Source organism: Cupriavidus lacunae, assembly GCF_003353055.1.
Lineage (GTDB): Bacteria > Pseudomonadota > Gammaproteobacteria > Burkholderiales > Burkholderiaceae > Cupriavidus > Cupriavidus lacunae.
Genome location: NZ_QKWJ01000057.1, coordinates 1 through 21265, shown reverse-complemented (window position 1 = coordinate 21265; position 21265 = coordinate 1). Strand labels below are relative to the sequence as shown.

Here is a 21265-nt window from a genome sequence, read left to right as displayed (position 1 = left end):
TTGCCCTGGCGGCGCGCTCAGGGCTTGGCCGCGGTCGTGGCGGATGGGGCCGACGCGGCGGATGGGGCCGACGCGGCGGCCGCGGCCGCCGCCGGCGCGCCTGCACCCTTCCCGGCCTGGGCTACGCGCACTTTCGCCCCGGGCCGCACGAACTGCAGGCCCTCCACGATGACACGGTCGCCGGCACCGAGGCCGTCGGCGACCAGCCACTTGTCGCCAACGGCGCGGTCGGTGCGGATCTGGCGCAGTTCCACCTCGTCCCTGGCATTGACGACCAGCGCCGTGGCCTGGCCCTTGAGATCGCGCGTCACCCCCTGCTGCGGCACGAGCAGCGCCTCGGTCTTCACGCCTTCACGCAGGCGGGCATGAACGAACATGCCTGGCAGCAGCTCATGGCGCGGATTGGGAAACACCGCGCGCAGCGTCACCGAGCCGGTGCCCTGGTCCACGGCCACTTCGGAGAACTCCAGGCGGCCGGTTTCGGGATAGTGGGTACCGTCTTCGAGCACCAGGCTGACCTGGGCCGCGTTGGCGCCGGCATTTTGCAGCGCACCATTGGCCAGCTCGCGCCGCAGCCGCAGCAGGGACGATGAGGGCTGGGTCACGTCGACGTAGATCGGGTCAAGCTGCTGCACCACGGACAGCGCGGTAGCCTGCCCGTTGGTGACCAGCGCACCTTCCGTCACATTCGAGCGCCCGATCCGACCGGAGATCGGTGACAGCACCTTGGTATAGCGCAGGTTGATCTCGGCGCGGTCCACCGTGGCCTGCGCCTGCAGCCAGGCAGCCCTGGCCTCGTCATACTGCTGCTTGCTGACCGCCTCGTCACCGACCAGGCGCCCATAGCGCTCTGCCAGCAGGCGGGTCGATTCCAGCGTCGCCCTGGCGCTCTTGTAGGTGGCCTCGTAGGTGGACGGGTCGATCTGGTAGAGCTGCTGGCCCTGCGTGACGTCGCTGCCCTCCTTGAACAGGCGGCGCAGGATGATGCCGTCCACCTGCGGTCGGACTTCGGCAATGCGGAACGCCGTGGTGCGGCCCGGCAGCTCGGTATCCAGCGTCAGTGGCTCGGTCTTGAGCGTGACCACGCTGACTTGCGGTGGCGGCGGGGCTGCGGCCTCTTTCTTGCTACCGCATCCGGCAAGCATTGACATGGCGATGGCCAGCGTGACCGGAACCGAGGCGCTACAGCCGCGTGATCGTTGCATTGCGATGTCCTGCGTAGGAATCAAGCCGAGTCGGAATGTCGCCGGCAAACCCGTTGACCTTCGCCAGAGCGAAGCAGGCCGAGGTGGCGCAAGCGCCATGCCCGCCTCTGCGCCAGCGCCAGTGCAGACGTAACCGACAAAGTCTATCCCGACTCGAAGAAATGGTTCGGCCGATTATCGGCCACCCATATTTCAAAAACTTACATCGCGATCCGACGCTATTGCGGAAACAGCGCCATCTGCCCGGTCAGCAGCGTCTCGAACCCGTCGTCCAGGAATGGCAGGATCGCATCCGCAATCGGCTGGAGCTGCTTTGTCACGTAGTGGTTATAGTCGATCGGCGCCGACCGTGCTTCGAGCGGCTCCGGCCCTGACATGGTCATCACATAGCTGATCCAGCCGCCCTGCTGGTACTGGCGCGGCCGCCCGTGGCGCTTGTTATAGTCATCGGCGATACGGGCAGCCCGCACGTGCGGCGGCACGTTGCGCTGGTAATCATCGAGCTTGCGGCGCAGCCGCTTGCGATAGACCAGTTGCTCGTCGAGCTCGCCGGCCAGGGTGCGGCGCACGATGTCGCGCACATAGTCCGCGTACGGCTCGCGGTTGAAGATCTTTTCGTAGAGGGTCTGCTGGAACCGCTGGGCGAGCGGCGACCAGTCCGTACGCACCGTCTCAAGCCCCTTGAACACCATCTCGACCTTCCCGTCGGGGCGTTCCACCTGGCCGGCATAGCGCTTCTTGCTGCCAAGGTCCGTGCCGCGGATGGTCGGCATCAGGAAGCGCCTGAAGTGCGTTTCGAACTGGAGTTCCAGCGCGCTTTCCAGGCCATGGGTCTGCCAGAGATGGTCGCGCCACCAGTCGTTGACGTAGGCGACAAGGCTGCGGCCGATCTGGTTGGCGTCGGCCTCCGTCCGGGCGCGGCGCAGCCAGACGAAGGTGGAATCCGTGTCGCCATAGATCACCTCGTAGCCGCGGGCCTCGATCAGCGCCCGGGTCTGCCGCATGATCTCGTGCCCGCGCATGGTGATCGACGATGCCAGCCGCGCATCGAAGAAGCGGCAGCCGCTGGACCCGAGCACGCCGTAGAACGCGTTCATGATGATCTTGAGCGCCTGGGAGAGCGGCTTGTTCCGGTCTCGCTTGGCGGCTTCACGGCCTTGCCAGACCCGGGCGACGATCGCCGGCAGGCAGTGCTTCGTCCTGGAAAACCGCGCACCGCGGAAGCCAGGGACCGAATCGGCATCGTCCGGATGCGCCAGGCCCTCGACCAAGCCGATCGGGTCGATCAGGAAGGTACGGATGATTGACGGATAGAGGCTCTTGTAGTCCAGCACGAGCACCGACTCGTACAGCCCCGGTCGCGAGTCCATGACAAAGCCGCCCGGGCTGGCCTCGGGTGCCTTGTCGCCAAGGTTGGGCGCGACGTAGCCCTGGCGATGCATCAGCGGCATGTAGAGATGCGTGAAGGCGGCCACCGAGCCGCCGCTGCGGTCGGCCGGCAGGCCCGTGACCGTGGCGCGCTCCAGCAGGAATGGCAACAGCTCCGTCTTTTCGAAGATCCGCGTTACCAGTTCGCAATCGCGCAGGTTATAGCGGGCCAGCGCCGGCTTGTCCTGTTCGAACATGCGGTCGATGGCGTCCATGCGGTGGTACGGGTCGTCGATCGCCTTGCCTTCTCCGAGCAGCGTCTGTGCCACCGATTCCAGGCTGAACGACGGGAAGCTCCACGTGGCGGAACGCAGCGCCTCGATGCCGTCGATGATCAAGCGGCCCGCCGCGCTGGCGAAATAGTGCTGCTGGGCGTTGTGCTCGCGCCATTCCATTTCGGCACCGTCGCGGCCCAGGCGCAGCGGAACCTGGAACTTGCGTGCATGCTCGTGCAGCACGCGCAGGTCAAACTGGACCAGATGCCAGCCAATGATCGCGTCGGGGTCGTGCTCGGCCAGCCACTGGTTCAATTTTTCCAGCAACCCGGGACGTGTTGCGCAGTATTCGAGCGAGAAATCGACGTCGGCGGGCGTCGGCGGTGCCGAGCCCAGCATGTAGACCTGGCGCTGACCGCAGCCCTCGAGCGCAATCGAATAGAGTTCGCCAAACGCGTTGGTCTCGATATCGAGCGAGACCAGGCGCAGCGTGGGCCGGTAGTCCACCGACGGCTTCATCTGGGCATTGCGCAGCACGCCGCTGGCATCCGGCTCGCCGTCGAACCAGACCGGGGCGGTGATGAAGCGCTCCATCAGGTAGCGCTCGGGCGGGCGGATATCGGCCTCGTAGACATCCACGCCGGCATCGCGCAAAGCGCGGCTGAGCTGGATCAGTTGCCGATGCTGATGGCAGTACAGGCCCAGTACGGGCCTGCGCTGGAAATCCTGGAGCTTGAGCGGGCGCAGCTCGACATCGCGCTCGCGGCACAGCAGCGCCTCGGCGCGCTCACGCTGTGCCTCGGGGATAAACGCCACTGACGGCTGGCAGGACAGGCGCAGCCGGCGCGGCCCGTCATCGGTAGCCAGCCAGGCCTCGACCTCGGTGCCGGCCGGTGTATCGCGCCAATGTCGGGTCAGGATAAAACCCTGCTGGAGTGCCACGCTTTAAACCTTGGAGAACCGCTTCTCGTCGATTTTAGCGGAGCCGGGGGCAATCGGGACCGGTCCGGGATGGCTTGCACCGGGCACGCCGTTGCAGCGTGCCCGGACTGCTGATGCTTACTCGACCGCGATGCCCTTGTCGCGGATCACCTTGCCCCACTTGGCATAGTCCTGCTGGATGCGTTGGCCCATCTGCGCCGGCGCCTGGTAGTTGGCAATGGCACCGGCCTTCAGCAGCTTGTCCTGGACCTCCTTGTCGGCCAGGATCTTGCCGACCTCGCCCGCGACGCGGTCCACCACCTCCCTGGGCGTGCCCGGGGGCGCCAGCAGGCCGCCCCAGGAAACGGCGTCGTAGCCCTTGAAGCCTTGCTCGGCAATGGTCTTGACGTCGGGCAGCATGCTGACGCGCTGCGGCGAGCCGACCGCGATGGCACGCAGCTTGCCTGCCTGGATGTGCGGCAACGCGGCGACGAGGTCAGCGTACATGAGCGGGACCTGGCCCCCAAGGGTATCGCTGATGGCGGGCACGCCGCCCTTGTAGGGCACATGCTGCATCTCGAAGCCGCCCATCTGCTTGAGCAGTTCCATGCTCAGGTGGCCAAAGCTGCCCGCGCCGGAGCTGGTGTAGTTGAGCTTGCCCGGCTGGGCCTTGGCCTGTGCGATCAGCTTGGGCAGGTCCGTCACGTTGGGCAGCAGCGTCGGGTTGACCACCAGCACGATCGGCAGGTCATAGACGGTGGCGACGGGCGTGAAGTCCTTGGTCGTGTCGTATCCCGCCTTCTTGTACAGGTGCGGGGCCAGCAGCGTAGGCGTGGCCAGCATCATCAGCGTGTAGCCGTCGGGCGCGCTCTTGGCCACCTGGGCGGCAGCGATGGACCCCGATGCACCGGCGCGGTTCTCCACCACCACCGGCTGCCTGAGGCGCTCGCCCAGCTTCTGGCCGACGATGCGCGACGCGGTATCCGTGGGCCCGCCCGGCGGGAACGGCACGACGAGCTTGATCGGCTTGCTCGGCCAGGATTGCGCGAAAGCGCTGCCGACGAGCAGCGGCGCCGCGGCCAGTGCCAGAATGGCACGACGCCGGGAGTGGACCATACGGGTGAAATTTCGAATGCGCACGATTGTTGTTCCAGGTTGAATCAGTGCAAGGGAACCCAAGCCCCCCTTGCCGGGCGGGATTGCGCGGACGTCCATGTGCGTACGCGCGGCGCGAAGGCGCAGGCGTGCTACGGTGCCTCGGGCAGCGTCAGCACGCCGCTGGCCTGCAGTGCCTGCAGCTGGTCATCGCTCATCTGCAGCAGGCCCTGCAACACCGCCCGCGTGCCCTCGCCCAGCGTCGGCGGCGCGTTGCGGATCGGCAGGCGCTGACCATCCAGGCGATAAGGCGGCGCGAACACGTGCGTGGTGCCTGCCACGGGATGGGGCATCTCGCGCAGCAGGCCGCCCGCGCGGGTCCGCTCGCTGGTCAGGGCTTCGTGCAGTCCCGCCACCTTGCCGCACGGAATGCCGCAGGCCGTCATGCGCTCCAGCAGCAGGTCGCGCGCAAAGCCGCCGATCAGGCCCGTGATCAGCGGGGTCAAGGTCTCGCGGTTTTTGGCGCGCTCCACGTTGGTGGCATAGCGCGGGTCCTCGACGATGTCCGCGCGCTCGATGACCTGGCGGCAGAACTTGTCGAACTGGCTGTTGTTGCCCACGGCGATGATCAGCGGGCCATCGGCGGCTTCGAACATGCCATAGGGCACGATCGACGGATGGGCATTGCCATAGCGTGCGGGGTCGCGCCCGAGCAGCATGGCGTCCAGGCCGTAGTACCCGGTGACCATCAGCCCGCAGTCGTACAGCGCCATCTCGATCAGCTGGCCCTTGCCCTTGCGCTCGCGGCGGAACAAGGCCGCCAGCACCGCCTGCGCGGCATACATGCCGGTCATCAGGTCCACCACCGCCACGCCGAACTTCAGCGGCGGCGTGTCGGCTTCGCCGTTTAGCGCCATCAGCCCGGCCTCTCCCTGGATCACCAGGTCGTAGCCGGGGCGCTTGGCCTCGGGGCCGCTGCTGTTGTAGCCGGAAACCGCGCAGTAGATCAGGTCAGGCCTGATGGCCTTGAGCTGTTCGTAACCAAGGCCCAGCTTCTCGGCCCCGCCGGTCTTGAAATTGTGGATGACGACGTCGAACTGCGGCAGCAGGTCATAGATGATCTGCAAGCCTTCCTTGCTTTGCAGATCCAGGGTGATGGACCGCTTGTTGCGGTTCATGCTGTTGTAGTAGGTCGTCTCGGTCTTGCCGATGCGCATGCCCCAGTCGCGCGTGTCGTCGCCACGGCCGGGGTGCTCGACCTTGACCACTTCCGCGCCGAAGTCGGCCAGGACCTGGCCACACAGCGGCCCCGCAAACACGCGCGACAGGTCGAGTACGCGCACGCCCTCAAGCGGGAAGTCGATACCTTGGGATGGGTCGGGCGTCTGCATTCTTAGTCTCCATGGGCTGTTTCGAGGAACGAGCCGTCTCTGAAAAATCGGGGTGGGCTGGTCCCCATCGCGGTCAACCCAGCATTCTTGCTTGGAAAAATGCGCTATACAATCCCCGTCCAAATTGACAAAATGTTCAATAAGATTTGACAAAGAGGCTGTGCCCCTGGCATTCGACTCGAACCGAATGCCAGGGGCACTATCGTTCTCTACACCCCCAGCCCAATGTACAGGCCACGCTCCATCAGCTTCAGGATGGGTTTCAGCCCAGCCGTGCGGCCTCGATCGCGGCGATGTCGATCTTTCTCATCGTCATCATCGCGTCGAATGCGCGCTTGGCCGCCGCGCGGTCCGGGTCGCTGATCGCCGCGGTAAGGGCGCGCGGGGTGATCTGCCATGACAATCCCCACCGGTCCTTGCACCAGCCGCATGCGCTTTCCTGGCCGCCATTGCCGACGATCGCATTCCACAAGCGGTCGGTTTCGGCCTGGTCATCGGTCGCGATCTGAAACGAGAAGGCTTCGTTGTGCTTGAAATGCGGGCCGCCGTTCAGGCCAAGGCAGGGAATGCCGGCGACGGTGAACTCGACCGTCAGGACGTCGCCCTGCTTGCCGTCGGGATAGTCGCCCGGTGCGCGGTGAACGGCGCTGACGGTGCTGTCGGGAAATGTCTCGGCATAGAAGTTCGCGGCGTCAAGGGCATCGCGGTCGTACCACAAACAGATGGTGTTCTTGCTGTTCATTTCGTGTCTCCTGGAGAGTTGAGCACCGGGAATCCGCCACCGTCACAACAACGCCAATCGTCCACATCGCGCGACCCTGGCCGGTCGGGTGAGACGGATGCCGTTGTCGGGACTCCACTGTCTCACACTCTGGTGGCCGAGGCGATGAAGCCAGCGACCCAAAGCCCCCCAGATCGGGCTGATAGGCCGCCCGCGGCCTCTGTCACATGGACTTGAAGGCGGCCCGCATGCAGGAAACAAAGTGGTTGACGTGCGTGTCGCGCGGCGCCAGCTGCGCGCGCAGCATGTAGCTCCTGAACGGGATATCCGGCTTGAACGGGATGGCCACAACGCCCGGGAACGTCATCGTCCGGCTGACGATGGGATTCACCAGGCTGACCCCCAGGCCTTCACTGACCATTCTGCAGATCGTTGCGGCGAAGGGAGTTTCGAGCGCCATGATCCGCGCCCCGTCGCTGAACGCCGCATCGATAGCCCGCCTTGACAAGCTGCCGCTAGGCAGGGAAATGAAGCGCTCGCCGGTCAGATCCTCGGGAATGAGCCGCTTCTTCCTCGCCAGCGGGTGCCGTGCCGGCACGACACAAACCGCGCTTTCGGTATGGATGACAGACGCGACGACCCCCGGCTTATCCGCAATGTTGGAAACGAAACCGATATCGCAATGCTGCGTGGCGATCCAGTTGGCAATGACGTGGGACTCGCTGGTGTCGAGGACGATGCGGACCAGGGGGTATTTTTCGCTGAACATCCGGACCGCCAGGGGCAGCACGCTCAGCGATATCGACGCGGCAGCCGCCACGCGCAGTGTGCCGACGCCGACGTCGCGGATGGCCCGCGCCGATTCGCTCAGGCTGTCCAGCCCGACGAACGCGCGCTCCACTTCCTTGAACAGCGCCTCGGCGCCCTTGGTCGCCACGACACGCCCAGGCAACCGGTCGAACAGCTCGAAGCCGAGTTCCGCTTCGAGCTTGCCGATGACGCGGCTCACATTGGGTTGGGACGTGTGCAGTTGCTGCGCCGCGACTGTCATGGAGCCAGTCAGCATGACGGCCCGGAAGGTCTCGATCTGCTTGAAGTTCATGCCCGCCATGGTACAGCCCTTTCTCCAGGCCCATATCAAAAATGCATGCGGCAGCCCTAAACTGTCATTTGACCGGTATGCCATCGGCCTTCGATACTCAATCCACCACAGCACGTATCGGAAATCATGGAATCGAAAGTCAGCCGCCGGCTCAAGGAGCCGCTTGCACAGGAAATCTGCGAGCACATTTATGGTCCGCGCCTTGCGCGTGACTTCACCAGGCAATTCGCCTATCTCACCGAGGTGAACCAGGCGCACCTGCTGATGCTGCACAAGACCGGCCTCGTGTCACCGGAGGTCGCCAGGAAGCTGGCCAGTGGCCTGCAGCAGATGGAAACCGAAGGCCCCGGCGCGGTGAACCTCGATCCTGCAAAGGAGGACCCCTATTTCAACTACGAAGCCAGGCTGATGACGGTGACCAGCCGGGACATCGGCGGGCGGCTGCACATGGCGCGCAGCAGGAACGACATCGCGGCCACCATTGACCGGATGCGCGCCCGCAACATCGTCCTGGACACCATCGAGGCGCTGGGCCGGCTACGCAAGGTGGCGCTGCAGCGAGCGGGCGAATTCGCCGACGCCGTCATGCCGGGATACACGCACCTGCAGCCTGCGCAGCCAATCACCTTCGGCTTCTACCTGAGCGCCGTGTCCGAGGCGCTGGGCCGGGACATGGACCGGCTTCATGCTGCATTGCCGCGCATCGATGCCATGCCGCTGGGTGCTGGCGCGCTGGCCGGCACCCGCTTCCCGATCGACAGGCAGGTCACTGCGGATGGGCTTGGCTTCGGCTCGCTGGTGCACAACACCCTGGATGCGGTGGCGTCACGCGACTTCGCCTGGGAGGCGATGTCCGCCATGGCCATCGTCGCGCTGACGTGGGGCCGGGTCGCGCAGGACTTCTACGTGTGGTCAACGCCCGAGTTCGGCCTCCTTTCCTTCCCCGACCGCGTGGCAAGTACCTCGAGCATCATGCCGCAGAAGAAGAATCCCGCGGTGCTGGAGTACTTGCGCGGGAAGAGCGCCCATATCGTTGGCCTGTTGACGACTTCCCTCGTTACGGTCAAGGGAACGCACTTCACGCACACCGGCGACAGCAGCCGGGAGAGCATCCGCAGCTTCTGGGAGTGCAGCGAGGAAACAGCGCGCTGCCTCGCCCTGTTCGAACTGATCCTCGGCAATGTGGAGCCGAAGCGCCCCAGCATGCTGCAGCGCGTCAGCCTCGATTTCTCCGTAGCGACGGACCTGGCCGACGGGCTGGTGGCCGAGGCACGACTGTCGTTCCGGGACGCTCACCACGTCGTGGGCGGACTGGTGCGCATGGCACTCGATTCCGGCCTGTCCGCCGGCGAACTGACCAGCGCCATGCTGGACCGTGCCGCGGTGGACGTGATCGGTCGGGCAATCGAATGGGCCGAGGACAAGCTGCGGCAGTATCTGGATCCCGTCGAAAGCGTCAACGCGCGCGGCAACGGCGGTCCGGCGCCGTCAGAGGTCACCCTCGCCATCCAACGGCAACGCGACCACGTTGACGCCCTGCTGGCTTCCGCGCAGTCCACCCGACAACGGCTCGAGGCAGCGCGCGAACGAATGAAACGTGACATCGCCGCATTGGCAGCCGCCTGATCCATCAACCCATCGCTATCCCCACAGAACTATGAAGCTCATCGCCAAGTTCCTGATTGCGGCAGTCACCGCTGCCTGCGTTCCCACTGGCGCCTCCGCCGCGTACCCGGACAAGCCGATCCGCCTCATAGTTCCGTTCGCGGCGGGAGGCACCGTGAACCTCATTGGCCGCGTGCTGGCACAACATCTGTCTGAGAAACTTGGCCAGCCAGTCATCGTGGAAAACAAGCCCGGCGCGGGCGGCACGCTGGGCGCGGACGTAGTGGCCAAGTCGCCGGCCGATGGCTATACGCTGCTGCTCGCGTCTTCCAGCCACCAGTCCATCCATCCCTTCATTTATAAAAAGCTGCCCCACGACGCGAACAAGGACTTTACCCAGGTGGCGCTCTTCGCGGCCGTGCCGAACGTGCTTGTCGTCTCGAACAAGGTGCCGGCGAAGACCGTCAAGGCGTTCGTTGCCTACTCCAGATCGGGCGGCAAGAAGCTGTTCATGGGATCCGCCGGCAATGGCAGCGTCAACCAGATGATCGGCGAGCTGTTCCAGCACAAGACCGGCACCGAGTTCGAACATGTGCCGTTCAAGGGCGCGGGCCCGGCGACAGTCGACCTCCTGTCGGGGCAGATCGACCTGATGTTCGTGAACCTGCCTAACGTTCTGCCGCACATCCAGAGCGGGAAGATGCGCGCCCTCGCGGTCGCGAGCGCGCACCGGGCCGCTTCGCTGCCGGACGTGCCGACCATGGCGGAGGCCGGCGTCCCTGACTTCGTGGTCGACTCCTGGTCCGGCGTGCTGGCGCCCGCAGGCACGCCCAAGGCTGTCATCGACAGGCTCTCGCTCGAGATCAACAAGATCGCGAAAGAGAAGTCGACCGCCGAGAGTCTTGCTGCCCAGGGTGCGATCCCGCTGCCCGGCACCAGCGCCGACTATGCCAACCTGGTGCGCTTCGAGACCCAGCGCTGGGGCGAGGTGATCAGGAAGGCGAACATTGCGCTGGACTGAGGCTGCGGGACATGGCCGGCCAGGAGGCGAGCTTTACTGACCAGTCTCTAAATAAAGCGACAAAAGTTGAACGCAAGGGATCGACGGTAGTCTCATGAGGCATGAAACGAGATGGCCGCAAACTGGATCGCGCGACGCAGGAGGAATTTCGGTTGCTGGCGTTGCGCCGGGTGAGGGAGGGCGAGAAGCCGTCGGAGGTGGTGAAGTCGCTGGGGATGAATCGCACCTCGATCTACCGGTGGCTCAAAGCTGCCTGCGTGCGCGGAAAGGGGGAACGCGCGCTGGCCGCGCGGCGGGCAACCGGCCGACCGGCCAAGCTCACAGCGCGCCAGCAAGCGCAGGTGTTGCGCTGGGTCAACGGCAAGGATCCCAGGCAATACGGACTGGACTTCGGGCTGTGGACGCGACAAATCGTGGCCACCTTGATCGACCAGAAGTTTGGTGTGCGCATGGGGCTGACGGCGGTGGGGAGATTGCTGGCGCGTTTGGGCCTGACGCCGCAAAAGCCACTGCAGCGTGCCTACCAGCGCGATCCTCAGGCGATCGAGCGCTGGCAGCGCGAGACCTATCCCGACATTGCGGCAACTGCCCGACGCAGCGGGGCGGAAATCTACTTCTGGGACGAATCCGGATTCCGAGCCGACACGGTGCACGGTAAGACGTGGGCGCTCAAAGGGAAGAGCCCGGTGATCGAGCGGCCCGGCCAGCGCCAGTCAGTATCGGCAGCTTCGGCGGTCAACGCCTTGGGCGGCTTCTGGTTCGCGACGTACAAGGGAGCGCTCACCGCGGAACTGTTCGTCGAATTGCTCAAGAAGATGATGAAGGGCCGGCGCAAGCCGGTGCATCTTGTCGTTGACGGCTTGCCGGCCCATAAGAAGGCAAGCGTGCGCGAATACGTCGAATCCACTGGCGGCAGATTGACGTTGCACTTCCTGCCAGGCTACGCGCCGGACCTCAATCCGGACGAGTTGGTGTGGAGTCACATCAAGCGCACCGGCGTGGCGCGCAACCCGCTGCGCGCCGGCGAGAAGTTGGAGATTCGCGTCGAGCAACAACTGCGCGGGCTGCAGAGAAAGCGGAGCCTGGTTCGATCATTCTTCGATGTCCCATCTGTCGCATATATTTGGGACTGCTGAGTAACATGGAGGATCACATGGATCCTCCGTGGCTTCCATCAATGGCCCGCTGCCTCCACTGCCCCGATCCCTGTTTCGGAGCGCAGTTCCTGGGCTTCAAAGCCAGCCTTGTCCACGCGCGCCCTTGCCGACTGGTCGGTGATCGAGACGAGCCAGATGCCAAGGAAGCCGATCGTCATCGAAAACAATGCCGGGGACGTGTAGGGGAACGGCGCGCTCTTGAAGTGGAACACGTCGACCCAGACCGCCTGCGACAGGATGGTGAGAATCACGGCCGACAACAGCCCCAGGAACCCGCCTATGGTCGCGCCTCGCGTGGTGCAACCCTTCCATAGCACCGACATGAACAGCACCGGGAAGTTGGCCGAGGCCGCAACAGCGAAGGCAAGCGACACCATGAACGCAATGTTCTGCTTCTCGAAGACGATGCCAAGCACCACCGCGACCAGGCCGAGGATGACGGTCGTGATACGCGATACCCGCAGTTCGTCGCGGCTGCTTGCATTGCCATGCTTGAATACCGTTGCATAGAGGTCGTGCGAAACGGCAGATGCGCCGGCAAGTGTCAGGCCGGCAACGACGGCCAGGATGGTTGCAAACGCCACCGCCGAGATAAAGCCGAGAAATGCGTTCCCGCCCACCGCGCTGGCAAGATGTACCGCCGCCATATTGACGCCGCCAAGCAGCTTGCCGCTGCCATCCTGAAAGCTCGCGTTCGTTCCTACCAGCACGATCGCGCCGAACCCGATGATAAAGGTCAGGATGTAGAAGTAACCGATCCAGGTGGTCGCCCAGAACACCGACTTGCGCGCTTCCTTGGCGTTGGGCACGGTGAAGAAGCGCATCAGGATGTGCGGCAGGCCAGCCGTGCCGAACATCAGGGCAATGCCAAACGAGATTGCCGAGATGGGGTCCTTGATGAAGTTGCCGGGACTCATGATGGAGTCCTTCTTGGCGTGCACCTCGACGGCTTTCGCAAACAGGGCCTCAGGGCTGAAGTGGAACTGGGCCAGCACCATGAAGGCCATGAACGACGCTCCGCCCAGCAGCAGGCAGGCCTTGATGATCTGTACCCACGTGGTTGCGGTCATGCCGCCGAACAGGACGTACACCATCATGAGCGTGCCGACGATGACCACCGCGATCCAGTACTCCAGCCCGAACAGCAGCTTGATCAGTTGCCCGGCGCCGACCATCTGCGCAATCAGGTAGAAGGCAACCACCACCAGCGTTCCCGACGCCGCAAACGCGCGGATCGGCCCCTGTTTGAAGCGGTATGCCGCAACGTCGGCGAACGTGAACCGGCCAAGGTTGCGCAGCCGCTCCGCCATCAGGAAGGTGACAATCGGCCAACCGACGAGGAAGCCGATGGAATAGATCAGCCCGTCATAGCCATTGGTGAAGACTGCCGCCGAAATGCCGAGAAAAGACGCCGCCGACATGTAGTCGCCGGCGATCGCCAGGCCGTTCTGGAAGCCGGTGATGCCACCTCCCCCCGTGTAGAACGCCGCTGCCGACTTTGTCTTCGATGCCGCCCACTTGGTAATGAACAGCGTGCCGATGACAAACACGACGAACATCCCGATTGCGGTCCAGTTGGTCGGCTGCCGCACCGCCTGCCCAAGGTCTCCACCGGCCGCGAGCGAGGCCCCTGACAGAAGCAGCGCCGCGCAGGCAACGATTGCGTGATTCGCTTTCATGCCACCTCCCGCTTGATCTGCTCGGTCAGCTTGTCGTACGAGTCGTTGGCATGGCGTACATAGAAACCGGTGATGGCAATGGTGAAAACGATCACGAACAGGCCGATCGGCATGCCCCACGTCATCACCCCACTTCCCATCTTCGTGGCAAGCAACTCCTTGTCGAAGGCAATCAACAGGACATATCCGTAGTAGATAACAAGCATGATCGCGGTCAGCGACCATCCAAGCCTTGAGCGCTTGCGGACAAGCTCGTGATATCGGGGATTTGCCTTCAGTCTTGCGACCAGATCTTCATTCATCTCTGTCTCCTGCCGTTCATGTCCTGGCGTTGCCGGATGCAGCCGGTGCCGTGCCCCATGCGATCGTCGTCCTCCCAAGCGCTCTGCGGCGACAGGCGAATGTGCGCGGGCGTCATCCGAAATCCGTACTGACAAGGTAAACGGCGCCCCTTACCCACGACTTACACGGTGAATGGATTCGCTCCGGGGTAAACGCCTAGGCCGTGCATGTGAAGGACTGAGACGCCGCCCGTTCGACCGCAGCCAACGTTTCTCTCCGGGTGTTGGCCGCCCGCCGTCTGTTTGCTCCGGTCCTGCGCCCTGCCGTGCACTCCGCATGCCGTTTTCCCTTGGCACGGCCAGTGCGTAGTGAAGGACGAACGCGCCATCCGCCGTTCGTCCTGCCATCACGACTCAAGGAGATGCACATGTCTACGCTGACCATCAACAACCTGCCACAGGTGCGCGAGCTTGACCTGGCCGCCAGGGCCGCGCTGGCTGGCGGCAAGGGCTATATGGATGACGAGCCGCTAACCATCCGGAATCCGGACCCTGGCCTCCCGCCGGGACTGGCACGGCTGCTACGCGAGCTTCCCGGGCTTCCAGGGGGCTACCGGCCACCGGTCTTCTACGGCCCTCCCTTCTCGCCTGAGTCACCAAAGGTAGTGCCACTCTGACCAGAAAGCGTTTCTGTCGCGAAAGCCCTCGCCCTCTCAAGAAAGGCAGCCATGAACACCAGGCTTGTCTACGCCTTCGGCGTAATCGCCGCCGCGCTCGCCGCGGCGTTCCTCATCAGTGAGACCAGCTCGTTTGAAGACAGTGCCGGAACGGGACCGCTCGGCGCATTCAGGCACAGCGACTGCCGGTACTCGTGCTACCCGGCGGCGCTGGCACGCTTGCACGCGTGAACCATCGCGGGATCGCCGGCCCATAAGGGCGGGCGTAGAATCTCACCTCAAGACGCCATCGAGAGACGTCACGTCATCGACAATCATTTGAGGAGATTCCGTTGAAGCTGTCGAGCAACCTCTTTGCTGCGCTGCTGCTGGCCAGCGCCAGCACCGCCCACGCCGCCTATCCGGACCGCCCCATCAAGCTGATCGTGCCGTTCCCGCCCGGACAGGCCACAGACATCTTCGCGCGCGCCCTGGCCGAAAAGCTCGGCAGGCAACTCGGTCAGTCAATCGTGGTGGAGAACCGCGCCGGCGCCGGCGGCAACATCGGCATGGAAGTGGCCGCGAAAGCCCCGGCCGATGGCTACACGCTTGTCATGGGCGGCAGCGCGATGGCCATCAACCAGACGCTTTACAAGAAGGTCAACTACGATCCGCGCCAGGATTTCGCGCCGATCTCGGGTGTGTTCTCGGTGCCGTTGGTTTTCCTGGCCACGCCGCAATCGGGCTTCACCTCATTGCGCGACCTGATCGCCAAAGCCAAGGCCGCACCGGGCAAGTACAGCTACGCCAGCGCCGGTATCGGCGGCACCCAGCACCTGTCCGCGGAAATGCTTAAGGCTCAGACCGGCGTGTTTATCGTGCATATCCCCTACAAGGGCAGCGGCCCCGCGCAGGCGGACTTCCTGGGCAATCAGATTCCGCTGATGGTCGATTCCGTAACCGCCGCCATGCCGCTGATCCAGACCAACAAGGCCGTGCCGCTGGCCGTAACCACGTCAAAGCGTGTGCCGCAATTGCAGTCGGTGCCGACTGTGCGTGAAGAAGGCGTGCCGGGTTTCGAGGCGCTTGGATGGGCGGTGATGATGGCGCCCGCTGGCACGCCGCCTTCCATCGTCAAGCAGCTCAATGCGGAGACGGTGAAGGCGCTGCAATCGCCTGATCTACACAAGTTCATTACCGAGCGAGGGTCGGAGCCGATGCCGATGACGCCAGTCGAGACGGGCAAGTTTGTGGATAGCGAGATTCGGAAATGGGCGACGGTGGTGAAGCGGTCGGGGGCGACGGCAGATTGAAGGCCCGCCGGTTCTGCTGATCCGGGGAACACCGCAGACGGTCACGATGCCTGCGGATCAGCCGCAGGCGTCCGCCTCCAGGACCGCCCGGCTTACGCCGGGCTTCACTAAATGGCGCGCCCGAGCTGACAGCAGTGCGGTGTGATGTCGTTGTGTATCCGGCATAAGGATCGTCAGCGGGTCGTGACCTCTATTCGTGCCCTTTCACCGCCCGTTTCGTCGCGTGATAGCCGTGCTTTGTTGCGTCAGCCACGGTGTGGCCGGCCTCCTTCGCACCACGGCCCACTGCGTACGCGGCATCGCGCACAGCATGGCCGGTCTTCTTTCCTGCTGTCTTGACGCCTTCTTTGAAGGCCCGGGCATCCGTGGCCAGGCTCGCATGCGCCAACGAACTGATGGCGGCAAGCACGAACGCCATGATCGAGATTTTCGTCTTTATCATTTTCAACTTCATATGGGGGCACAGGAAAACCGATCGCAAAGGCACCGCCGCGATCCTCTGACCCGCCGCAATCCATACACTCGTGTGTCAACACGGTCGATGCGCCTATTCTAGCGAAGCCGTCCAGGCCTTGTTTCAGGCGGAGCTTTGCTTAAGTGCGCCCCCGATTACATCCTGGACCGTAACTCGCGTCACCAATGACGCCGACGCACGCATCGTTATGCACATCAGGCACCAGATTAGTGCACTGGGCCCGTTGAGCCTTGCGTGTCAGCCCCGCCGCGCCTCGCGTGAGGTATGGCACACATATTGCGTTTGGGTACACAGGCCAGCGGCCTGGAAACAATTTGACAGGTCGCGATGACACGTCTGCGTCGACACTCCCCCGCAAGGCATCGCATGAACGCTTCCACTACCCCGCTATCCCAGGCCGACGTGTCGGCCGAGACCATCGGTACGTTGATCAACTTGTCCGGAAGGCAGCGCATGCTGTCGCAACGGATCGTGCTTCATATGCTGCTCGCTTCGCGCGGCGATCCTGCCGCGCTCGATATCGTCCGGACGTGCCTGGCGATGTTCGAGTCCGCGCATTCGGATCTGGTGAAGGGCAATAAGCAGTTGCCCGGCGTATTCTCCGGCGCCTTGCAGCAGTTGTACTTTGGCAATGCGCGGGCCGATGCACGTATCCGCGAATTTATTGACCAGGTCAGGACGGCGACAGACGCACCGGCCGCCGACACCAGCCGGCGTGCCTCAGCGATCGACGCCCTGGTCGCGCAGGCCACACCAATACTTGAACTGCTGCAGGCCGTTACGCAGGCCTATCAGGAGGAAATGCACCGTTGCGAGGTCTCGGTTTGCAAGCGCCAGACCGACCTCGTCGAGCGCCTCAGCGGCATTTCCATGCAGGCGAACATCGTCGCAATGAATGGGCGCATCTCGGCCGCGCGGGCCGGGCAGCACGGCAGGGAGTTCTCGGTGATCACGGAAGTGCTTGCGGGCATCATCAAGGAAATGGATCAGTTGATCCGCCATGTCGTTGGTTCGAACGGCGCGCAGAAAAATTCCGTCGGACACTGATGCGGAGACTGCCTTGAAACGTTACCGCAGTGTCATTTTCCTGATCGTCTACAGCGTCCTGGCGCTTGCCATCGCCGGATCCGCTTCGGCCGAAACACTGACCATTAACTCGGCCATCAACAAGGCGGGCCGCCAGCGCATGCTGTCCCAGCGCATGGCCAAGGTCTATTGCCAGGCTGGCCTCGGTGTTGAAGTCGAACGAGCCAGGCGGATCCTGGAGCAGTCAGTCGCGCTCTTCGATAAGCAACTCATGGATCTGCAGGCGTTCGCGCCGACGCCGGAGATCAAGGACACCTACGCGAGACTCGAGCAGGCGTGGACTCCCTATAAGCAGTTGCTCTCCAGCAGCGAGCCGAATCTCGAGAACGGGAAGACAATCGCAAGAATGAGCGAGGAGGTACTGAAGCTTGCACAACAAGGTACTGTACAGCTGGAGAGATTCTCCGGCACCACTACGGCAAAGCTGATCAACGTTGCTGGCCGCCAGCGAATGCTCTCGCAGAGAATCGCCAAGATCAGCATGTTACGCGCCTGGGGTATCACCTCCCCACAGATGACACAGGAACTGGACTCGGCCACCACGGAATTCGCCGCCGCGCAGGAACTGCTGACCTCCGCACCACAAAACACTGCAACAATCCGAGGTGAACTGCAGCTTGCCGGTTCTCAGTGGCTGTTCTTTAAAGAGGCACTCAGTCAAACCGGCGTCAGTCGAGCGGAGCAGTTGAGAAACATTGCCACGACCAGCGAGCGAATTCTTCAGGTGATGGACGACGTCACTGGCATGTACGAGCGCACGCTCAAGTAGCCTGCTTCTTTCAGACGCTTGTCATATCGCACCGGTGCCGACCACATATATGGCACTACCAGCGCCTGGACTCACCTCAGCGAGCATTCCCTTTCATGCTCTCGGCTTCCATCGCGGCGTGCAGTTCCTCGTAGGCCTCGATTGGCTCCATGGCCTGGTCGACGAACGCGGTGGCGCGTTCTGCGGCGGACAATGCCTCGGCGGGGATATCGCTCTGGCTGTCGTCCTCGGTACTTGGCGGCAACAGCATGTCCTCAAGCATCCCGCGCAGCTCGGGAGTATTCCATGGCTTGCCCAGCCTGGCCTTCCTGTTCAGGTAGTGACGGATTTCCGCGTCTTGCTCGGCGGTGAGCGGAAGCCCTCGGAACGTGGGGTCCGTGTTGTGATGAATCATGATGCGCCTCCCGAAGCGGTCCGCGCTTTCAATCTGGATATATCGCTCAAAGGCCAACACTAATGTGCTATGGCAGCGCCACAGTTCTCTCCTTTGCATCATCATGCGCGACGGGCTTGCTGACGATGGCTTGCGCGGGCTTACCGTTCGCATCCACCGTCTCGCCAAGCAAATCTGCGGCGATGATCTCCCTTACCCTGTTTTTTGCCCGTTCGAGGCGGATCTGCATTTGTGCTTGGTTCATGACGGCTCCTTGATGAGACCTCACACGCATCTGCTTGTCACAATCGAAGATTAGTAGCGGAAATCCTTCCTGTCGGTACGACGACGGACAATCCGATAGATAGCCTTCGTCGCGCGTGCCGGCTGGCGCCTGCGCCCCGGGCGCGGCGAGACGGTAATCCGAGAAGAAGTTCCGCGGACTGTACGCCTCCCTGTGCGCTTGTGAAGTCCCTACCTGTCCGCCAGCGTACCGACTTCAGCATGGGTTGGTGTCAGCCTTGGTCCGTCGGGGCTGCGTGATGAAAGACAGCACCGCAATTCGGAGCCCGGTGGCCGAGCGTCATGTCACTGTTGGCGACCTTTCGGCGAGCCAAGGCACATAACGACATTGCGACTTTATAGCGGCTACCCCGCTGTCCGGCATGCGCAGTGGTCGAAATCCCGCTTCGGATCTCAAGGCGCCGACAGGTCAGGTAACAAGCGATCGAACTCCCGCTTCACGACCGCGTAGCACTCACACACTCGTTGTTCCAGGCCCATCCGGTCGAGTACCGCAATATGCCCATGGCTGTAGCGGATCAGGCCCGCCNTCAGGATCGTTGCGCTCAGACGGTATCCATGGCCGGCGCTTTGCACGATGGCGCGGCTCGGGGTCGTTTCGCCCCCCATGAAAATTGCAATCCCGACCATCCCCTCATTGCCTACGATTGCAATCTCGGCGGAGGCCCCGTCTTCCATCACGTACAGTAGCGAAATGATCGAATCGGTCGGGAAATAGACGTAGCCCTGTTGATCTCCTGACTCATACACGACATGGGCCAGCGGCAACTCCACCAGAGTCAGTTGTGGTGCGAGGCGCTCCCAGTCGGCAACCGGCAGCGCAGCGAGAAGGTGATTGGACTTCGGATCGTGCGTGACGCGCATGACTGCATCTCACCGCTCAGAACAGGTTGATATCGGTGACTCCGACCTTGCCCAGGGCCTGGCGCCCAGGCTACGGGACGGTAGAGGATCACTTGCCTTTGTCAATATAGGTCAGCGACTGGACAAGGCAAATGCCAGACAAGGGTGCACTGCACAGCATGCTGACTTTAGCGGATGTGCGCTCTCGGGTTCTGCCCTGCACGCTCGGGCGATCTGACTGCAATGGCATAAAGGTCCCGATCCGCACGCTTGCGGACGGCCTCTTCCCGATGCGTACGGCACCGGACTGAATTGAGAATCCGTCACCACTATCCTCTGGGCAACAGGATATGGAGAGGGCGAGCAACCGAGCCAACGCACCGCGGGCGAGATGGCAAGGGCGGCCAGTCGGCTGGCCGCCCTTGCCCGCTTCGGCCTGCCCTCTTTACATGCCGGCATCAGGAGACACCCATGCTGGAGACGATGCTAAATCAGTTCCCTCCCCTGGAGCAGGAAGCCTTCCGCGAGACCTGTCTGCGTAACGGGGTCGCACCCGACGGGTTTACCGTGACAGCCGTTGAAGACGATGCAGGCGCTGTGCCGGCACGCGGGCGCAGCATCTCGGTACGCTTCGGCAGGGAGGTCCGCCAGTACGACGGAAGCCAGAGTGCGCAATGGACCGTCGATTTCGAGGATGACCTGAGATCGCGCGTGTTCGGCTGAGCTGAACTTCTCTGCGCCACCGTTGTGCCCCCGTACGCCAGCGGACCGACTGCTCGCGCCTATAGAGATAGCATTGTGTCGACACAGGCAGTAACGGTAGCGGCGCGCTTCCCAGGGCGCCGCGCAATAACGCACGCCAATCACATGGAGCCATCGTGAACTTCATCACCAGCGCCGGCCCTCTGATCTCGTTGATAGCCGGCATCCTGATTCTTGTCATTCCGCGGCTGCTCAACTATATCGTCGCCATTTACCTCATTGTCATCGGGCTGCTCGGACTGTTTGGCGGACACCTGCGCTGAGCGGGGGCCGGAGGGGCACTCCGACGATTCCCGACGCATCTTCGTCCCCATGGAGAGCAACCATTCCGATACCGCACCGGCAAAAGCGCTTGGTGCGACAAATCACTCATCCACACCCAGAATCACATCCACCGCTGCCCTGCCTGCAAGTTCCGCGATGAGATGCGCCCAGCGTCGGCTAAACGGTCCTCCGTGGACTTTCACTCGCTTGCCAATCGCAGCGACCCCAGGCGGCCTCATTGGACCTTCAAGCTGAAACCAGGCGTCGAACATATCTTCGGACGTGTTCACAAGGCCAACACGGATTTCGAATCCCCGGTATTCAGTAAGCCTATCCATGGCCGAGTCGAGATCATTCACCATTCGGTTCCCCCAAGAACTATGTTCCCCGGCTTTCGACATAGCATAAACACACGGCACCGGTGAACTCGCTACAGTGGACATCGACTCGGCGCTGCGTAAGGCGTCACCGACGCTCATTAAAGTGGACCCACGATTTGAGACAGTGATCAGGCGGTGGTTTAAGCTGTCGTCCTTGACGGGATGATGGCGAATGAGTGAAGGCAAGAAGCGCAAGGTACACACGGCGGAATTCAAGGCC

The 21265-nt window shown here is 63.1% G+C and carries 23 protein-coding genes; 10 read left to right on the top strand and 13 right to left on the bottom strand.

Annotated features, from left to right (window positions below):
* Positions 1–17 precede the first annotated feature (17 nt).
* The 6 genes from DN412_RS30220 to DN412_RS30195 form a co-directional block, all read right to left on the bottom strand.
* Positions 18–1205, bottom strand: a complete 1188-nt coding sequence (locus DN412_RS30220) for an efflux RND transporter periplasmic adaptor subunit (protein ID WP_115214927.1) — start codon at positions 1203–1205, stop codon at positions 18–20.
* Positions 1206–1423: 218 nt separating this feature from the next.
* Positions 1424–3790, bottom strand: coding sequence for a DNA polymerase II (locus DN412_RS30215; protein WP_115214926.1), 2367 nt, complete (start codon positions 3788–3790; stop codon positions 1424–1426).
* A gap of 117 nt (positions 3791–3907) precedes the next feature.
* Entirely contained in the window at positions 3908–4885 is a 978-nt protein-coding gene (locus DN412_RS30210) for a Bug family tripartite tricarboxylate transporter substrate binding protein (protein ID WP_115214925.1), read from the bottom strand.
* A gap of 131 nt (positions 4886–5016) precedes the next feature.
* Positions 5017–6255, bottom strand: coding sequence for a CaiB/BaiF CoA transferase family protein (locus DN412_RS30205; protein WP_115214924.1), 1239 nt, complete (start codon positions 6253–6255; stop codon positions 5017–5019).
* Positions 6256–6517: 262 nt separating this feature from the next.
* On the bottom strand, positions 6518–6997 hold the full coding sequence (locus DN412_RS30200) for a VOC family protein (protein ID WP_115214923.1): 480 nt from the start codon (positions 6995–6997) through the stop codon (positions 6518–6520).
* Between the two features lie 202 nt (positions 6998–7199).
* The gene (locus DN412_RS30195) at positions 7200–8078 is read right to left on the bottom strand and encodes a LysR substrate-binding domain-containing protein (protein ID WP_115214946.1); all 879 of its coding nucleotides are present in this window, start codon (positions 8076–8078) and stop codon (positions 7200–7202) included.
* 126 nt (positions 8079–8204) lie between these two features.
* Between DN412_RS30195 and argH the strand changes: the two genes are divergently transcribed.
* The 3 genes from argH to DN412_RS30180 all read left to right on the top strand — a co-directional run bounded on the left by argH (position 8205) and on the right by DN412_RS30180 (position 11840).
* Complete coding sequence (argH, locus tag DN412_RS30190) at positions 8205–9704, top strand: argininosuccinate lyase (protein WP_115214922.1); 1500 nt, start codon at positions 8205–8207, stop codon at positions 9702–9704.
* A gap of 31 nt (positions 9705–9735) precedes the next feature.
* Positions 9736–10704, top strand: coding sequence for a Bug family tripartite tricarboxylate transporter substrate binding protein (locus DN412_RS30185; protein WP_115214921.1), 969 nt, complete (start codon positions 9736–9738; stop codon positions 10702–10704).
* Between the two features lie 101 nt (positions 10705–10805).
* Positions 10806–11840: an IS630 family transposase gene (locus tag DN412_RS30180; protein WP_115214920.1), complete on the top strand. Its 1035-nt coding sequence runs from the start codon at positions 10806–10808 to the stop codon at positions 11838–11840.
* Positions 11841–11878: 38 nt separating this feature from the next.
* Here the strand turns inward: DN412_RS30180 and DN412_RS30175 are convergent, their stop codons facing one another.
* Complete coding sequence (locus DN412_RS30175; protein WP_115214919.1) at positions 11879–13540, bottom strand: cation acetate symporter; 1662 nt, start codon at positions 13538–13540, stop codon at positions 11879–11881.
* Positions 13537–13842 carry a DUF485 domain-containing protein gene (locus tag DN412_RS30170; protein WP_115214918.1) on the bottom strand — a complete coding sequence of 102 codons (306 nt, stop codon included), beginning with the start codon at positions 13840–13842 and terminating at the stop codon, positions 13537–13539. Before DN412_RS30170 ends, DN412_RS30175 begins: the two co-directional genes overlap by 4 nt.
* A gap of 407 nt (positions 13843–14249) precedes the next feature.
* On the opposite strand from DN412_RS30170, the gene DN412_RS30165 reads away from it, so the two are divergent.
* From DN412_RS30165 to DN412_RS30155, 3 genes are all read left to right on the top strand, one after another.
* Entirely contained in the window at positions 14250–14498 is a 249-nt protein-coding gene (locus DN412_RS30165) for a hypothetical protein (protein WP_115214917.1), read from the top strand.
* Positions 14499–14549: 51 nt separating this feature from the next.
* Positions 14550–14729, top strand: coding sequence for a hypothetical protein (locus tag DN412_RS30160; RefSeq protein WP_115214916.1), 180 nt, complete (start codon positions 14550–14552; stop codon positions 14727–14729).
* A gap of 101 nt (positions 14730–14830) precedes the next feature.
* Positions 14831–15790 (top strand): tripartite tricarboxylate transporter substrate binding protein, encoded by a 960-nt coding sequence (locus tag DN412_RS30155; protein ID WP_115214915.1) that lies wholly within the window; start codon positions 14831–14833, stop codon positions 15788–15790.
* A gap of 190 nt (positions 15791–15980) precedes the next feature.
* On the opposite strand, the gene DN412_RS30150 is transcribed toward DN412_RS30155, so the two are convergent.
* Positions 15981–16244: a hypothetical protein gene (locus tag DN412_RS30150; RefSeq protein WP_244222833.1), complete on the bottom strand. Its 264-nt coding sequence runs from the start codon at positions 16242–16244 to the stop codon at positions 15981–15983.
* 387 nt (positions 16245–16631) lie between these two features.
* Here DN412_RS30150 and DN412_RS30145 point away from each other — a divergent pair, with 387 nt between their 5' ends.
* Together DN412_RS30145 and DN412_RS30140 are read left to right on the top strand one after the other, a co-directional pair.
* Entirely contained in the window at positions 16632–17312 is a 681-nt protein-coding gene (locus DN412_RS30145) for a type IV pili methyl-accepting chemotaxis transducer N-terminal domain-containing protein (protein WP_115214913.1), read from the top strand.
* Between the two features lie 13 nt (positions 17313–17325).
* Positions 17326–18120, top strand: a complete 795-nt coding sequence (locus DN412_RS30140; protein WP_244222832.1) for a type IV pili methyl-accepting chemotaxis transducer N-terminal domain-containing protein — start codon at positions 17326–17328, stop codon at positions 18118–18120.
* 76 nt (positions 18121–18196) lie between these two features.
* Here the strand turns inward: DN412_RS30140 and DN412_RS30135 are convergent, their stop codons facing one another.
* From DN412_RS30135 to DN412_RS30130, 3 genes are all read right to left on the bottom strand, one after another.
* Positions 18197–18514 (bottom strand): hypothetical protein, encoded by a 318-nt coding sequence (locus tag DN412_RS30135; RefSeq protein ID WP_115214945.1) that lies wholly within the window; start codon positions 18512–18514, stop codon positions 18197–18199.
* 67 nt (positions 18515–18581) lie between these two features.
* Positions 18582–18758: a hypothetical protein gene (locus DN412_RS43560; protein WP_161564067.1), complete on the bottom strand. Its 177-nt coding sequence runs from the start codon at positions 18756–18758 to the stop codon at positions 18582–18584.
* Positions 18759–19189: 431 nt separating this feature from the next.
* The gene (locus DN412_RS30130; RefSeq protein ID WP_115214911.1) at positions 19190–19660 is read right to left on the bottom strand and encodes a Crp/Fnr family transcriptional regulator; all 471 of its coding nucleotides are present in this window, start codon (positions 19658–19660) and stop codon (positions 19190–19192) included.
* Positions 19661–20110: 450 nt separating this feature from the next.
* Here DN412_RS30130 and DN412_RS30125 point away from each other — a divergent pair, with 450 nt between their 5' ends.
* Both DN412_RS30125 and DN412_RS30120 read left to right on the top strand, forming a co-directional pair.
* Entirely contained in the window at positions 20111–20362 is a 252-nt protein-coding gene (locus DN412_RS30125) for a hypothetical protein (protein WP_078196253.1), read from the top strand.
* 155 nt (positions 20363–20517) lie between these two features.
* Positions 20518–20664: a DUF3096 domain-containing protein gene (locus DN412_RS30120; protein WP_078196252.1), complete on the top strand. Its 147-nt coding sequence runs from the start codon at positions 20518–20520 to the stop codon at positions 20662–20664.
* A gap of 102 nt (positions 20665–20766) precedes the next feature.
* Here DN412_RS30120 and DN412_RS30115 read toward each other — a convergent pair whose 3' ends face one another.
* Entirely contained in the window at positions 20767–21003 is a 237-nt protein-coding gene (locus DN412_RS30115) for a hypothetical protein (RefSeq protein WP_078198521.1), read from the bottom strand.
* Positions 21004–21265: the final 262 nt, after the last annotated feature.

Coding starts and splice junctions, on each gene's coding strand:
- DN412_RS30160 (WP_115214916.1), top strand. CDS start 14,550: ATGAACACCAGGCTTGTCTACGCCTTCGGCGTAATCGCCGCCGCGCTC.
- DN412_RS30165 (WP_115214917.1), top strand. CDS start 14,250: ATGTCTACGCTGACCATCAACAACCTGCCACAGGTGCGCGAGCTTGAC.
- DN412_RS30135 (WP_115214945.1), bottom strand. CDS start 18,514: ATGATTCATCACAACACGGACCCCACGTTCCGAGGGCTTCCGCTCACC.
- DN412_RS30170 (WP_115214918.1), bottom strand. CDS start 13,842: ATGAATGAAGATCTGGTCGCAAGACTGAAGGCAAATCCCCGATATCAC.
- DN412_RS30175 (WP_115214919.1), bottom strand. CDS start 13,540: ATGAAAGCGAATCACGCAATCGTTGCCTGCGCGGCGCTGCTTCTGTCA.
- DN412_RS30115 (WP_078198521.1), bottom strand. CDS start 21,003: ATGGATAGGCTTACTGAATACCGGGGATTCGAAATCCGTGTTGGCCTT.
- DN412_RS30150 (WP_244222833.1), bottom strand. CDS start 16,244: ATGAAGTTGAAAATGATAAAGACGAAAATCTCGATCATGGCGTTCGTG.
- DN412_RS30220 (WP_115214927.1), bottom strand. CDS start 1,205: ATGCAACGATCACGCGGCTGTAGCGCCTCGGTTCCGGTCACGCTGGCC.
- DN412_RS30180 (WP_115214920.1), top strand. CDS start 10,806: ATGAAACGAGATGGCCGCAAACTGGATCGCGCGACGCAGGAGGAATTT.
- DN412_RS30210 (WP_115214925.1), bottom strand. CDS start 4,885: ATGGTCCACTCCCGGCGTCGTGCCATTCTGGCACTGGCCGCGGCGCCG.
- argH (WP_115214922.1), top strand. CDS start 8,205: ATGGAATCGAAAGTCAGCCGCCGGCTCAAGGAGCCGCTTGCACAGGAA.
- DN412_RS30205 (WP_115214924.1), bottom strand. CDS start 6,255: ATGCAGACGCCCGACCCATCCCAAGGTATCGACTTCCCGCTTGAGGGC.
- DN412_RS43560 (WP_161564067.1), bottom strand. CDS start 18,758: ATGAACCAAGCACAAATGCAGATCCGCCTCGAACGGGCAAAAAACAGG.
- DN412_RS30200 (WP_115214923.1), bottom strand. CDS start 6,997: ATGAACAGCAAGAACACCATCTGTTTGTGGTACGACCGCGATGCCCTT.
- DN412_RS30125 (WP_078196253.1), top strand. CDS start 20,111: ATGCTGGAGACGATGCTAAATCAGTTCCCTCCCCTGGAGCAGGAAGCC.
- DN412_RS30145 (WP_115214913.1), top strand. CDS start 16,632: ATGAACGCTTCCACTACCCCGCTATCCCAGGCCGACGTGTCGGCCGAG.
- DN412_RS30195 (WP_115214946.1), bottom strand. CDS start 8,078: ATGAACTTCAAGCAGATCGAGACCTTCCGGGCCGTCATGCTGACTGGC.
- DN412_RS30185 (WP_115214921.1), top strand. CDS start 9,736: ATGAAGCTCATCGCCAAGTTCCTGATTGCGGCAGTCACCGCTGCCTGC.